This is a genomic window from Flavobacterium buctense, assembly GCF_014486695.1.
Taxonomy (GTDB): Bacteria; Bacteroidota; Bacteroidia; order Flavobacteriales; family Flavobacteriaceae; genus Flavobacterium; species Flavobacterium buctense.
The window spans coordinates 42361-56725 of record NZ_JACTAB010000009.1 but is presented as its reverse complement, the minus strand read 5'-3'; the positions used below and the strand labels follow the sequence as shown (position 1 = coordinate 56725).

The following is a 14365-nucleotide window of genomic DNA, read 5'->3' as shown; positions in this document are numbered from 1 at the left end:
TATGACAATAGCAGAAATCATATCGAGTTTACCTTATGCCAAACCGTTTTTGTTTGTGGATGAACTCATTCGCATTAATGAAAACGGAGTAGAAGGTAGCTATACTTTTGACGAAAACTTAGATTTTTACAAAGGTCATTTCAAAGATAATCCGGTAACGCCCGGCGTGATTTTAACCGAAGTCATGGCGCAAATCGGGGTTGTGTGTTTGGGGATTTATTTGTTGAATAATGAATTTACTAAAAATAGTGTAATCGCTTTAACTTCAAGTGAAATAGAATTTATAAAACCGGTTTATCCCAATGAAAAAGTAACCGTGATTTCAGAGAAAATGTATTTCCGTTTCGGCAAATTAAAATGCCAAGTGAAAATGATAAATGATAAAGGAGAAGAAGTTTGCAAAGGAATCATCGCAGGTATAATCAAATAATTTCCTCACTGAAATTGCCATTGTTATTGTCATTGAAATTAATTTTAACATGAACAAAAGAGTTGTCATCACAGGTCTAGGCATAGTCGCTCCAAACGGAGTTGGGCTTCCCGCATTTACCCATGCCATTCAAAACGGGGTTTCGGGGATTAAGCACGACGCCGAGTTGGAACGCTTACAGTTTTCTTGTCAGATTGCCGGAAAACCTGAAATCTCAACCGAACTTTCTTTGCAATACTTCAGCGAATTAGAACTCCGAAATTTCAATTCGTCAGGAATTTTATACGGCGTCATTGCCGGAATCGATGCTTGGAAAGACGCCGGTTTGTCTATGGAAACTAACGCCGAACCCGACTGGGATAGCGGAACGATTTTCGGCACAGGAACTTCCGGAATTGATAAATTTCGCGAAAGCATTTATAAAATTGACGAACTCCAAACCCGAAGATTAGGCAGTACTGCCGTAGCGCAAACGATGAACAGTGGAGTCAGTGCTTATCTCGGTGGAAAATTAGGTTTGGGCAATCAAGTCACGACCAATTCTTCTGCTTGTACCACCGGAACCGAAAGCATTTTGATGGCTTATGAACGCATCAAATTAGGGCAAGCCAAGCGTATTTTGGCAGGAAGTACCAGCGATTCCGGACCTTATATTTGGGGTGGATTTGACGCGATGAAAGTTTGTACCTTTAAACACAACGATACGCCCGAAAAAGGGTCGAGACCAATGTCGGCCACAGCTTCAGGATTTGTTCCCGGTAGTGGTGCCGGTGCTTTGGTTTTAGAGGATTTGGAAAGTGCTTTAGCTCGTGGTGCCAAGATTTATGCGGAAGTTTTAGGTGGCAATATCAATTCGGGCGGACAACGTGGTGGCGGAACTATGACTGCGCCCAATGCCACAGCGGTGAAGCGATGTATTACAGAAGCGTTGAAAAATGCGAATATTAAACCAAATGAAATCGATACTATTAATGGGCATTTGACTGCGACCGCCAAAGATGGTTTGGAAATCCAAAATTGGAGTGAAGCGTTGCATTTAAGCGGCGATAATTTTCCATATATCAATTCGTTAAAATCGATGGTCGGCCATTGTTTGTCGGCTTCCGGTAGTGTGGAAAGCGTGGCTTCGGTGTTGCAATTGCACCACGGTTTTATTTTCCCGAATACCAATTGTGAAGATTTGCATTCCGAGATTACGGCGATTATTGGCGAAAGTCGCATTCCGCAACAACTGATTAAAAAAGAATTAACTATAGTAGCCAAAGCGAGTTTTGGATTTGGCGATGTAAACGCCTGTGTACTGTTTAAAAAATACCACTATGACTAAAGAAGACATAATCGAAAGATTAAAAACCATTGTAAAGCCTTTTGTAAACAATCAGGAAGCGTTTGAGAATCTGACAGAAGACACCGATTTTATTACCGATTTGCAAATCAATTCCGCGAATTTGGTGGATATCGTTTTGGATGTCGAAGATGCTTTCGGCATTGATATTGACAATTTGGCTATGGAAAAAATGATCAGTATCAAAGCGACGATAGAAATTATTGAAGCTAAGTTGGCCGAGAAATGATTGGGAACGACATCGTAGATTTGGCGAAAGCCAAAAAAGAGAGCAACTGGCAACGCAAAGGTTTTTTGGACAAACTCTTTACTGAAAAGGAACAAGAGCTAATCCTGACTTCTGATAATCCCGAACAGATGGTTTGGCATTTATGGAGTAGGAAAGAAGCGGCTTATAAAATTTACAACCGCCAAACCGGAGAGCGATTTTTTAATCCGAAATGCTTTGTTTGCGAGGCAGATGAAGTTGTTTTTGGTCATTATAAATATTACACCCAAACGCAAATCACGCCCGATTTTATTTATACTATCGCCGTTACTTCAAGAGATAAGTTTGAGTCGATTCAGCATTTGGAGAGTCGGGATGCCGTCCAAAAGAAAAACGGCATTCCCCATTGGTTTGACATAGTCGAAGGCAAATTGCATCCGGCATCAATCACGCATCACGGGAGATTTGCCCGAATCGCTTATTTGGAATCGACAGAAAAACAGTTTAGTGTTTTATAAAATCAGCGATTTCTTCCAAAGAAATGTTGGGATTGGCACCTTTGTGTGATGCTACCAAAGCACCAACGGCACAACCAAATTCAACCGCATTTTGAGGCGCTTCCGAATATAAAACTTGAGATAATAAAGCGGCTAAAAAACTATCGCCGGCACCAATAGTATCGGCTACGGTAACTTCAAATCCTTTGTGTTTATAAAACTGATTGTCAAAGTATAAAATGGCACCATCTTTACCTTTAGTTACGCAAATAGTATTGGTGTTGGTGAGTTCGGAAAGGAATACAATGTGGTCTTCTATGTTGTCACTGTTCGAACCTAAAGCATGCGCCACTTCGAATAATTCATCATCATTCAGCTTAATAAAATCGGCCAGTTTCATCATTTGTTCCAAAAAATCTATACTGTAAAATGGCGGTCTGATATTGACATCGAAGATTTTGTATTGGGCATTTTCCAATAAAGTCAAAAGCGTAGTTCTCGAAACCGTATCGCGACAAGCTAACGAACCAAAGATTAGCGCATCGGCTTCTCTAACCGCATTTAGGTTGTCATCAGTTACTTCAATTTTGTCCCAAGCCGACGGATAAACAATGTCGTAAGAAGCACTTCCATTGGCGTCTAAAGTCACCAAAACTTCTCCGGTTGACAAGTGGTCATCGATTTGAATTAGTGAAGTATCAACCTTTTTTTCTTTAATAATCGCTAAAAGTTCTTTCCCTAAAGCATCATTCCCGATTTTAGAAATCATTTTGGTATCAACACCTAAGGATTGCAAACGTATGGAAACGTTCATTGGTGCGCCACCGGCAATCTTTCCTGTGGGCAACACATCCCATAACACTTCGCCAAAGCAAACTAATTTTTTATTCATTTTATTCTTTATTGGATAGACTTTCGGCTAAATTCTCTAGTGTTTCTCCTTTGGTTTCCGGCATTTTGAACATCACCCAAAACAATTGCCAAACCATCATCAGGCAAAAGAAAATGAATACAGTTGCGGGTCCGATTTCCTTGAACAAAAACGGAATGAACGACGGAATCAACGCGGCTAAAATCCAATGCACCGAAGAACCAAACGATTGCCCGGCCGCTCTTAATTTGTTTGGAAATATTTCGGAGATAAAAACCCAGATTACCGCACCTTGACCTATAGCATGCGCTGCAATAAACAAGAAGAAAAACGCCGGGACAAACATTCCTTTCCATTCTAATACAAAGGCAGTCGAAACTAAGCCGAGCGAAATGATATAACCCACAGAACCAATATACATCAACGTTTTTCGACCAAATTTGTCAATCAATGCGACGCCAATTAAGGTAAAAATCAAGTTGACAAAACCAATACCTATACTGCTTAAAAATGAAGCTGATTGTTCCATTCCGGCCAATTCAAAGATGCGCGGCGCGTAATATAAAAACGCATTAATTCCGGAAACCTGATTGAAGAAAGCGATGAAAAACGCCAACAGTAAAGGCTTTCTGTATTTTTTCATAAAGATGCTTTCGTCCGCAGTTTCTTTTGATTTTTCGGTTGCTATGGCTTTCAATTCTTCCTCAATATCAGTTTCAGGATTGATTTGTTTCAAAATCTCGATGGCTTTTTCTTTGTCTTTTCTGTATTCTAAAATCCAACGTGGACTTTCGGGTACGCCAAAAACCAAAACTGTATAAATCAACGCCGGAAGGGCTTGAATGCCCAACATCCAACGCCAAGCGTTTTCGCCTATGTCTTGCAGAAAATAATTGGAAGTAAAAGCCACCAGAATTCCGAATACTATATTGAATTGGTACAAAGCCACCAGTTTGCCGCGGTCTTTGGCCGGAGCAATTTCGGAAACATAGGTTGGTGCCGCTATGGTTGAAGCGCCAATACCCAATCCACCAAGGAATCTGAAAAAGGCAAAAACCAAAGTATCATTGGCCATAGAAGTTCCAACTGCCGAAACAAAGAACAAAACACCAATGATAATTAAGGTTCTTTTGCGTCCTAATTTGTTGGTTGGAATCGATCCAAAAATGGCTCCGATTACTGTTCCCCATAGCGCAGAAGACATAACGACTAGACCGTGGTACAAATCGGAAGTTTGCCAAAGGGTTTGTAATTGCTTGTCGGCTCCGGAAATAACAACGGTGTCAAAGCCGAACAAGAATCCGGCTAAGGCGACAATAATAGACCAATAAAATATTTTTCTTGAGTTCATCTTGGTTAGGAGTTAGGCGGTTTTAGTCCCAAATTCGGGCAACCGATTTTATCTTTAGGTTTTTGAGTGGTTTTTTGTCTTTGGTAATAATGTTCAGAATGGAATACTCTTCCGTTGGAAAAAAGAGATTGGTCATTGAGTATAGTCCGTCATTGAGTAAGATTTCAACAGATGATTTGTCCAATATGAGTTGGACACGGGTTACCTTTTTTTCACCTAACGGCATTACTTGAGGCTTTCTGCTAAAAGTCTTGTCAAAATCTGTTTTTCCCGAATTACTTCGGTCTGTGACAACCATGTCTTCAGTAATAGTAATAGTAAATAGTTCTCCTTTGGTATTGGTCAACGTAATAATTGCATCGTTAGGTTGGTCCATCGAAAAGGTAACTTCGGCTTGCGATAAATTGAGGTTCTTTTTTTCAAATGGCGTGTTTACTTTTTCGAGTTCCCATTCGGGTTTGGTTAAAGTGGCAAACTGTGGAATCATTTTTTGAGTCAATCGGTAGCCGTCGTCGGCTTTAACCATTCCTAATTTACGAGGTAAAGTCATAGCGCTGCGCCAAACTTCTGTGGGTACTTTCGTTGCATATTGCCAGTTGCTCATCCATCCCAAAACTATTTTTTTGTCTTGGGGAGCATTATAAAAAGTTACGGCTGCATAGTAATCTGTACCATTGTCTAACCATAGCGCTTTTTGAGATTGGGTAAATGTTTTGCCGTCAAAGTTGCCAATAAAATAGCGTGTTCCCGAACCGCCATTGGGTGCTTTGTCTCCGTGATTCACGATTAACACCCACAGGGTTTCCTGAGAATCTTCTGCCATCAAAGGAAACAAATCGGGGCATTCCCAAACGCCTAAATTCTCGGTGTCATTTTCAGGTTTGAAAACACTTTCTTCTTGCCACTCTTTTAAGTTTGTAGAGGAAAATAATTTAATTTTATCACTTACCGCTAATGCCATAATCCATTTAGATGTTTCTTGGTGCCAAAAAACTTTAGGGTCTCTGAAATCTTGTTCCCCCGAGTTGTTTAACACGGGATTGCCTTTGTATTTTGTCCAAGTTTTGCCTTCGTCATTGCTGTAAGCAATAGCTTGACTTTCTGTGTTTTTTTGTCCGGCTTTCCATAATTCGTCATTGTGATAGGTGAAAATGGCTATCATAGCATTACTACCAAAACCGGCTGTATTGTCTTTGTCAATCACAGCGCTTCCGGAGAAAATCCAACCTAATTCATCGGGATATAGGGCAATGGGCAATTGCTTCCAATGAAGTAAATCAGTGCTTTCGGCATGTCCCCAATGCATTGGTCCCCAGACTGTTCTCTCGGGAAAATATTGGTAAAATAAATGGTATTTGCCATTGAAATAAACCAAGCCGTTTGGATCATTCATCCATTTGGCGGGAGGTGTAAAGTGAAATTGTGGTCGATAGGGTTCAGCATAGTTTTTATCGGTTTGTCCCAAAATATTTTGAAACAGCAAACAAAGGAGTATGGAGAATTTAATTTTCATTGTGGCTATAAATTATGATTTTATTAAAAAAATATGCAAATAATTTCTAAAAATAATAATAAAAACGAAACGCCGATTCATTTGAATCGGCGTTTTTTAGCTTTATAGTTTGGTAATCCAATTTTGAATGATGGATTTTAGGTTTTCCTGATGGTTTGTAATCTCATCTGATTTGGTAAAAGTAATTATGGCTCTGTCATTGGCAGCCCATTGAAGCAAACCACTTTGATCTTCAATGAGTCGAGTTAAAGATGCTTCTTTGTTTTTAGCACCACGGTGTAAAATGAGTTTTATGTCTTTTGGCTTTGCCAAATTAAAAGTCAGGAAATCAAGTTGATTGTACTGATAACTTGGCGCATTCCATTTGATGATTTCTGTCAGTGACGGAAAATCAGTTTTGATATAATTGCGCAACTGTAAAACTTCTGCTTTTAACGGATGTTCTAATTGCTCAAGATAAGTATTGACTTCATTGTTGTTCATACTAAACCATTTTGGTCAAGATTACTATTTGCCCTAAATGGTAACAATCGTGCTGGAGAATCCCTTGAATGTGCTCATAGTAAGTCATTTCATTGTTGGGATAAATGTTTTCCAAATCACGTTCTTTTAAATCGCTTAAGAATTTCAGCCAAGCGGTTTGGGTTTCTTCCAATTTTTCTAAAGTGTCATTCCAAGCAGTATCCGAAGTGTCTTTAATTGGTTCGAAATAATTGTTTTTGGGTGTAACCAACACTTTTCCCTGAACACGTTGCAATACATTGCTACGCCAAGCGATGAGATGGTTTAAAATTTCCCAAATTGTATTGCCATTGGGTAAAGCTTTTTTGGCCGCTTGCTCGGCAGTAATATTCTCCAAAACGGCAGTAAGCGTAATGTCAATCCACGGACTGCCGTTGTAGCCTTTTTGATACAGACTTATGATGCGCCTGGTTTCTTTCATTATTGAGCTATTTTCTGTTGTCTTTTTAAGATTAGCGCACTGATAATTGGAACTAAAACTCCGATTGGCAGCAATATTTCGGAATAAGTAATCAGGATTACCCAAATCGGATTTTTATATAGTTCTTTAAACATGTTCATTTCCTCAGTTTTAGCTTTGATTTCTGCTAAAGTTAAGCCTTCTTTCTGCCAATTTTTCTCCATTACAGTGGCGTATTTCTCCATAAAGTCAGGGAAGAAGCAATAGTATTCTATCAACCACACGCCAACATAAATGGTTGCGGCAATCAATGAAATTAGCATACCGATTTTAAATGCTTTTCCAAAAGTAATCGCGCCATTATTGTAATTATCGCGATAATTTTTAATCCCTAAAAAGACAAAAACATAGGCAATTAGCATTCCGGCGTAACCCAGAATCATGCTTGGTTCAAAGTCTTCTTGGTTCATTTTATACGTTCCATAAACCATGAAGGTCGCTACAATGGCGCCGGCAATAAGTCCGTTGGTAATAATGATTTTCTTCATAATAATTAGTTTTTGATTAGGTAACAAAGGTTAGTATTTGTTCAATATCATCACTCATCCTTTTGGGTGATTTTTAAAAAATCATCCTAAAGTAGGAGGCAAGAGCTGTAATTTTTTGGCGGTTTCTATCGCTTGGGTTCTTCGTTTGACTTCTAATTTTTCAAAGAGTTTGGCACTGTGGGTTTTGACGGTGTTGAGGGAAACGAATAATTGTTGGGCAATTTCCAGATTGCTCATGCCTTGGGCCATTAAAGTCAGTACTTCCAGTTCTCGCTTGCTGATGTTTCTTAGTTGTAATTCGGTTTCGTTTAGCATGAAGTTTTCTATGGGAACCCGAATTTCTTTCTCGACTACTATGGTTTCCACTTTGGGTTTGGTGACTTTATTCGCTAACCAAATGCCAAACAGCAAAAAGAGCAACGCAATGATACTAATGTAGATTTCGAGCCGGTGTTCTAGAACTAAGAGTCGGAATTCAAGCCAGCGCAGCAACAGCAGTAAGGCAGCCATCGAAACGGCATAATTGAGGATTTCTCTATACGGTTTTAGTTTGAGCACAATTTTGGTATTGGTTTATCCAAAAATAAGTAAAATAATCTTAGCTCATAAAAAAGCATCCCATTTCGGAATGCTTCTTTTGTAATTGTGGTAAGTGATTTATGCTTTATTTTTTCCCTTGGTATTTGACTCTTTTTTGTTGTTCAGTCAAAATAGTTTTTAAAAAAGGCAACGCCTGTTTTGTAATTTCTTCCTCTGATATAGCTAGTGCTTTGGGATTAGCAACTAGTTGTGACCATGGTTTGGTCGCTTCAAAGGCATAGGCACCATAAACAATTACAGGCGTTCCTTTAACTGATACCGTATCGTCATCTAACAATACCCATTGTTCTGCCCATTCATATAGAAATCGGGCATCTTTTTCTTGTAAACGCAAACAGGAATGAGAAGCCGGATAACCCGGTAGTTCGTATTGATGCCAACCAATGCCTAGTTTATTGGCGATATTGAAATTCCATTTTAAATCCCACTCATCGTTGAAAGTGCTGGTGGTTTCCTCTGCTTTCCAATTGGTAAAAAACAATCCGGTTGGTGTTTGGTCTGCTTTTCTGCCCATATTGGTCGGACCTGTATAAATCAATAGGCCATTTTCGTAAGCAGCAAAGGTTTGGGTTGGATAAGAAAAGAAAATGATTTTGTTTACCTCATTCAATGATTTGACTTCAAAAGGAAACGGAAGATAGTATTCAAGATCACCTGTAAAGTCAGTGGGAACTACTATTGAATCCATTTTGACAAAATTGGCTTTGTCGGTTCGGTTGACAGCTAAGGCAATTTTAATAGCGCTACTGTCCGAAGTTTTGGACAACCATACTTTAGGATTTTGCCATTGGTAAGTTACTGCTTTAGGTTGGCGTCTTTCGGGTACTGTTTTTTTGGGAGTTGCCGTTTGTTGCTCTTGTTTGCAAGACCAAATAACTAAACCGATGATTACAACTATGAGATACTTTTTCATAGTAGTAAAATTCGATTATAGGAAAGTGTTTAGTGTTATATAATTTAAAGGAATTGTTGCGAGATTGACAGATTTGCTATTGCTTTTTCATGACCAATTCTATTTGGGCATCTTCAATCACAAAAATGATTTTCTTTTCTTTAACGCTAACTAAAAAAGTCATGTTTGAGTAACCTTCTTTTTTGAGTCCGACTTTGATTTGTTTTTTCTTTTTGTCGAATATCCATTTGTTATTTCGGAATAATTTTTCGAGTTTCTCCATCATTTCAGCCGAGCTTTTGGTTTCAAAGGTGAAACTGTGGTCCGCATTAAAGTTATAAGTTCCTTTTTGAAAGCCGGTTACCAGTTCTTTGGTTTCTGCTTTTTCGGCTTCTTTGAGTGCAGTGGCTTTTTTGACTTTCCACTTGCCGGTAATAAAAGCTTCATCTATAGTTTGGCTTTGCGCTGTAGCAAATGCAAATAGGAATACCAGCAGTAGGAATCGCGTTTTCATATGTATTAGATTTTCATTAGGGCTAAGATATAAAAATATTGTAAAGTTGTAAATTCAAGACAACACGGTTTTTACAAAAAAAAGCTCTAATAGTGAAGGTTATTAGAGCTTAGGAAGTTAAAAAAAACTTCACTTTAGTGGAAGGGCAAACAGGTTAAATGCAAGAGACAATCAACATGCATAAAAAAGCAATGATGATTCCGGCGAGAATTAACTCGAGGTTCAATCTTTTGACCTCATTTTTGGGTTTTTTAAATTCTTTTGGGGTATTTTTTTTGACTCCTTTTATCTTTTCCACATGGTTGAGCCAACCGCCACTTTCGGCAATGTATTGTCCCAATTCGGTTAATTTGTAACTCACTTCTTCTTCTGAACAAGGTTTGATTAATTCCTTTTGTCGCATTATTTCTGCCAACATTTTGCCACCGGGAAGTGGATGTCCTTGCTCATTTTTAAAATCGGTCAGATTCAATATCTTATGTTCAGCAGTGAACATAAGCATGAGGTTTAAAGCAATTAGTTTGTTAATTTGATCTAACATAAAATACCTCAGCTATTCTTAAAAAAAATGGGATGGTTAACTATTGGATAAAACGAAACTTATCTTTAAAATAAAATCCGATAATTGGCAATGGCAGTCTCACACCATAATAAGCACTTATCAATCCGGCAATCCAAAGTATAACCAATCCCATGTTGTTAATAATTAATAATAGGATAAAAAAGGAATCAAAATAGATAGGAATAGCCATTACTATATTGGTCAAAATCACTAAAATAGCCAATCCGAATGATTGTTCTAGATGAAATTTCACTAAAGAGGATTTTGCACCTTTTCTAAATTCCATATAAGCGATCATCCAGCCTATAATGGTCAAATAACTCACTACTGAAACGGTATTTTTATGCATCATTTTTAACGGCTCCAAAATCTCATTTATAATTTTAATTTGACTATTTCAGTAATCCTTTCAACCCTATCGACTCTTATAGTGTTAGCTACTATTTCAAGACAATAGGGTTTAAGGAACCCACAATCATTGTTTAAAACTACTTACTACTTTCATGGTTTGACTTCTATCCGACCATGATTTCACATCGGCAAATCTAAAGCAATGAAAAGGAGTTATTTGTAGAATTGGCGAGGGTTTGTTGTAGAATTGCTTCTACAAAAAAAAGCAACCTGTAGAGGTTGCTTTTCGAACAAATTGGTTAGATTAGTAAACTGATTTTCAAAAGGAAAACCAATTTTCTTTAATTGTACAGTTGAAAAAAATCAATCAAATCGGCTAGGTTGTTAATCTCTAATTTTTCAAAGATTCTATTCTTAAAAGTACTCACGGTTGATTTCTTTACTTGCAACTGTTCAGCAATTTCCATATTGCCATAGCCTTTGATTAATAGTCGGGCGACTTCAACCTCTCTATTGGAAAGTAGTTCTAAGGGATTGATCGGTTTTTTCGAAATATAGGAATCTAAAATTCGGTCTTTGATGTTTTGGGTAATGTACTTCCCAGAGAGCATCATGCTTTTTAAAGCTTGTTTCATTTCTTCCTCACTACTGCCTTTGTTCAAATAGCCTGAAGCGCCGGCATTCAAATAGCGAAGCGCATAGATGTCTTCGTCATAAGCTGATAGGATTAGTATTTTAATTTCGGGTTGTATGATTTTAATGTCGGCAAGAATGTTTAAACTGTTGCCGTCGGGAAAGTTGATATCAAGAATAAGCAAATCAATAGGGGTTTCTTTGAGGACTTTGAGCGTTTCTTTAAAATTACCGGCTTGGTGGATTTTGGCATTAAAAAACAACTCTTTAATTAATAAAGAAACGCCTTGTCTCACGATGCTATGATCATCGGCCACTAAAAAGGTAAAGTTTTGTGTTGGTTTCATTTGGATTCTGCGTTACGTTATAGGTTAGACTTTGCTTAAAATCAAATTAAACATCACCTTAGTGCCTTTGCCTTCTTCGCTCTCGACGGTGATTTCACCTTCAAAAAGCGCAACTATTTCTTTGCAGAGATTTAAGCCTAAACCAACGCCTAAATCATTAACTTTAGCTGAAACGGTACCTTGGTAATAAGATTCGAAAATATTCTCCAAATCAGTTTTAGCAATTCCTATGCCGTTATCTTCAATAGAGATTTTTAGATTTACTTCATAGTCAGAGACATGGTCTTGCTCTAAGCTAACCTTGATTTGGCCTTTATCGGTAAACTTGTTGGCATTGCCAATGATGTTGTAAAACAATTGGTGAATCTTTGTCGCGTCCGAATAGACTTCGTAATCGGTTTTTAAATCAGACTTTAAACTCAACTTGTTGCCTTTGCTTTCTACTAAAGAAGTCATGGCATTGATGATTTGTTCGATTTCATTTTTCAGATAAAAATTCTTGTGTTGTAATGCCGGTTTTCGATTTTCATCTTTAGAATATTCTAAGATCTGATTGGACAATAATAATAATGAGTTAGTAGTAAATTCAACCGATTTAAAAGTTTCTTTCACTTCCTTGTCTTTCACTGAAGCACTTATCATTTTACTGTAAATAGAAATAAGACTAAGCGGCGAACGAATCTCGTGGCTAATCATTCCCATAATTCTATTTTTAAAATTTAGGCTTTGTCGAATTTTCTCTTGTGCGACAGTCAGCCTTTTTTCATACTCAAAGGCCAAGCGTGTGAATCCGAATAGGATGAGTGAGATAACAAACATTAAGAAAATAACCGCTACAATCGAGTAATTTCGAATGGCTTTGTTGGTTTCAAATTGGTCTTTTAGTCTTTGTTGGCTGTTGAATTTTAAATCATTGGCAGCAGTTGTGAAGTCGGGCAGTGTGCTTTGGCTTAGCATTAGCAATTCGCTGTTGAATTTCACCAACTCAATATCTTTTTTTCTCAGGTTTTGAAAGGCTGCTTTTAATTTGTTGAACTCTACAGCGTAGTATTTATTACTGGCCATAAACAAATATTTCATTTGCTCCTCGAGTGTACCCGTTATGATTTTGTCTTTATATTTCATGGTCACCACCGTATTCAGCTGTTCCTTTTGAATTTCAATTTTACCGGAAAAAGCAGCAAGTAGTCTGCCTAATAATCCTTTTCGGGAGATACTGTCAATTTTAATAGAGGTATTGGTATCAATACTGTCCAGCACTTTGTTATAGTTAAGACTGTCAAATCTAAAAGGCGCCGCCACTTCTTCCTGATTGGGATGAATTTGTCGATCGATGATAGAATCTATGGATGATTTCAGCAACAGTATATCGGCAGTGGCTTTGTTTTTTCGGGCCAATAAGTTTTTAAAATCGTCTCTATTCTTGGTTGATAGTGTCAAACTGTCAATCAATAAACTCGTTTCTTTTAACGAACCCAAATAGTTGTTCAACGAATTTGGGTCTTTAGTAGTAATGTAATTATTAAAATATTCTTGTGATTTAATAATGGCGCTATTCACCCTTCCGGTGAATTGATTTACTTGACTGGCTTGATCGATAGCATCAAATGATGCTGTAATTTTGTCCTCATTGGCAGTTTCATTGTACCAAAGGAGTAGGGCCAGAAGTTGTAAAAGAATAATGCACCCCAGCAGGGTATAATGCACAACTTTTCGATCTTCAAACTTTAATTTTTTAAGATGGATTGAGTTCAATATGGAGCTTTTTACTATTTGTTTGTTGTAGGTATAAACAAATGTTAAAGAGTTGGGGGCGGCAAAATTAATTTTTTAATTTAATTTATGATACAAAAGTAGGCCACTTTAAGTGATTAGTGTGTAATACATTTAAATATTGACTGTAGAATATGTTCTACAGTTAAAGGAATTGCTCAGTTTTTAAAAGGATTGGTTTTCAGTAAGGGGCTAAAAAAAGCCCCAACGATTGTAATGTCGTTGGGGCCATACTTAACTCTAATCTCAAAAAACTTAATCGTCTAGGTCGCAAGAATCTTCTATGCTGTCCTCTAAAAGGTTGGCCAAGGCTTGGTTACCATCGGTATCGTTTGGTCCAATCTCGATTACACCATCACCATCACCGTCAACAGCACCACTTAAATCTACTAAACTTAATACTTGATTTAAATCGAAGTTGAAAACTAAATCATAAGAATTGTTGCTGATTACCAAGTTTTGGTTGTTGTCTTCATAATCAATTTCGAAGTCTTCATCAATAGTGTGCCAGAAAATGAAAGGTGTACCGTTTATGGTTCCTGTAATTTCAATTGATTTGTTAAACATTGACGAAGCGCTGTTGGTGCTTTTGTGTAGTTTGAACTCCACTTCTTCGTACGTTCCGTTAGGAACAGTTACTGAAGTTACCGGAGCGTTTTGATTTAATAAATCTAATTCAAACGGACCGTACAATTCGAATTCTTCGTCACTGTCGTAATATCCGTCATCGTCTGTATCACCATCAGAATCATCGTCGTCGTCGTCGCTTCCCTCAGCTAATTCGAATTCAATTTCTCTAATGTTGATTTTGAATGTTGACAACACCACATCACTGTTTAATGTAGTTTTGTTTGCTGCCGGAGAATAAGTTGCTCTGGCCACAATGTTTACATTGTTTTCGTTGCTGCCACTGTCACTTGAACAAGATGCCATGATGAGTAGTAAGGCAATAATTCCTAATAAGCTTTTTAATTTTTTCATACCATATAGATTTTTAGATTTGCTATA

At 37.6% G+C, this 14365-nt stretch carries 18 protein-coding genes; 4 read left to right on the top strand and 14 right to left on the bottom strand.

The genetic code is table 11. From position 1 onward, the window contains the following. Position 1: 1 nt before the first annotated feature. From ICG50_RS12020 to ICG50_RS12005, 4 genes are read left to right on the top strand one after another with little or no spacing between them, the layout of a single operon-like run. The gene (locus tag ICG50_RS12020) at positions 2-430 is read left to right on the top strand and encodes a 3-hydroxyacyl-ACP dehydratase FabZ family protein (protein WP_187661146.1); all 429 of its coding nucleotides are present in this window, start codon (positions 2-4) and stop codon (positions 428-430) included. Between the two features lie 49 nt (positions 431-479). Beyond that, the gene (locus ICG50_RS12015) at positions 480-1757 is read left to right on the top strand and encodes a beta-ketoacyl-[acyl-carrier-protein] synthase family protein (RefSeq protein ID WP_187661145.1); all 1278 of its coding nucleotides are present in this window, start codon (positions 480-482) and stop codon (positions 1755-1757) included. Further along, positions 1750-2004 carry an acyl carrier protein gene (locus ICG50_RS12010; protein WP_187661144.1) on the top strand — a complete coding sequence of 85 codons (255 nt, stop codon included), beginning with the start codon at positions 1750-1752 and terminating at the stop codon, positions 2002-2004. The genes ICG50_RS12015 and ICG50_RS12010 overlap by 8 nt, the downstream gene beginning before the upstream one ends. After that, positions 2001-2501: a 4'-phosphopantetheinyl transferase family protein gene (locus ICG50_RS12005; RefSeq protein ID WP_187661143.1), complete on the top strand. Its 501-nt coding sequence runs from the start codon at positions 2001-2003 to the stop codon at positions 2499-2501. Before ICG50_RS12010 ends, ICG50_RS12005 begins: the two co-directional genes overlap by 4 nt. Here ICG50_RS12005 and ICG50_RS12000 read toward each other — a convergent pair. From ICG50_RS12000 to ICG50_RS11935, 14 genes are all read right to left on the bottom strand, one after another. Then, on the bottom strand, positions 2488-3372 hold the full coding sequence (locus ICG50_RS12000; protein WP_187661142.1) for a carbohydrate kinase family protein: 885 nt from the start codon (positions 3370-3372) through the stop codon (positions 2488-2490). The two genes, ICG50_RS12005 and ICG50_RS12000, sit on opposite strands and share 14 nt — an antisense overlap. Position 3373: 1 nt before the next feature. Continuing rightward, positions 3374-4702: a sugar porter family MFS transporter gene (locus tag ICG50_RS11995; RefSeq protein WP_187661141.1), complete on the bottom strand. Its 1329-nt coding sequence runs from the start codon at positions 4700-4702 to the stop codon at positions 3374-3376. 22 nt (positions 4703-4724) lie between these two features. After that, positions 4725-6215: a glycoside hydrolase family 32 protein gene (locus tag ICG50_RS11990; protein ID WP_187661140.1), complete on the bottom strand. Its 1491-nt coding sequence runs from the start codon at positions 6213-6215 to the stop codon at positions 4725-4727. Positions 6216-6317: 102 nt separating this feature from the next. After that, entirely contained in the window at positions 6318-6698 is a 381-nt protein-coding gene (locus ICG50_RS11985) for a DUF1801 domain-containing protein (RefSeq protein WP_187661139.1), read from the bottom strand. 1 nt (position 6699) lies between these two features. Next, a complete protein-coding gene (locus tag ICG50_RS11980; protein ID WP_187661138.1) occupies positions 6700-7158 on the bottom strand; it encodes a DinB family protein in 459 nt (152 codons plus the stop codon). After that, positions 7158-7685: a DUF4199 domain-containing protein gene (locus ICG50_RS11975; protein WP_187661137.1), complete on the bottom strand. Its 528-nt coding sequence runs from the start codon at positions 7683-7685 to the stop codon at positions 7158-7160. The genes ICG50_RS11980 and ICG50_RS11975 overlap by 1 nt, the downstream gene beginning before the upstream one ends. Before the next feature lie 81 nt (positions 7686-7766). Beyond that, a complete protein-coding gene (locus ICG50_RS11970) occupies positions 7767-8243 on the bottom strand; it encodes a response regulator transcription factor (protein ID WP_341432483.1) in 477 nt (158 codons plus the stop codon). Between the two features lie 106 nt (positions 8244-8349). Then, the gene (locus ICG50_RS11965) at positions 8350-9198 is read right to left on the bottom strand and encodes a L,D-transpeptidase (protein WP_187661136.1); all 849 of its coding nucleotides are present in this window, start codon (positions 9196-9198) and stop codon (positions 8350-8352) included. Positions 9199-9274: 76 nt separating this feature from the next. Then, a complete protein-coding gene (locus ICG50_RS11960) occupies positions 9275-9691 on the bottom strand; it encodes a DUF5004 domain-containing protein (RefSeq protein ID WP_187661135.1) in 417 nt (138 codons plus the stop codon). A gap of 154 nt (positions 9692-9845) precedes the next feature. Further along, positions 9846-10187 (bottom strand): hypothetical protein, encoded by a 342-nt coding sequence (locus ICG50_RS11955; RefSeq protein ID WP_187661134.1) that lies wholly within the window; start codon positions 10185-10187, stop codon positions 9846-9848. 85 nt (positions 10188-10272) lie between these two features. Beyond that, positions 10273-10605 (bottom strand): DUF4870 domain-containing protein, encoded by a 333-nt coding sequence (locus tag ICG50_RS11950; protein WP_187661133.1) that lies wholly within the window; start codon positions 10603-10605, stop codon positions 10273-10275. 340 nt (positions 10606-10945) lie between these two features. Beyond that, complete coding sequence (locus ICG50_RS11945) at positions 10946-11584, bottom strand: response regulator transcription factor (protein WP_187661132.1); 639 nt, start codon at positions 11582-11584, stop codon at positions 10946-10948. A 24-nt stretch (positions 11585-11608) separates the two neighbouring features. Then, a complete protein-coding gene (locus ICG50_RS11940; RefSeq protein WP_187661131.1) occupies positions 11609-13339 on the bottom strand; it encodes a sensor histidine kinase in 1731 nt (576 codons plus the stop codon). A 273-nt stretch (positions 13340-13612) separates the two neighbouring features. Then, positions 13613-14338 (bottom strand): DUF4382 domain-containing protein, encoded by a 726-nt coding sequence (locus tag ICG50_RS11935; RefSeq protein ID WP_187661130.1) that lies wholly within the window; start codon positions 14336-14338, stop codon positions 13613-13615. Positions 14339-14365 lie beyond the last annotated feature (27 nt).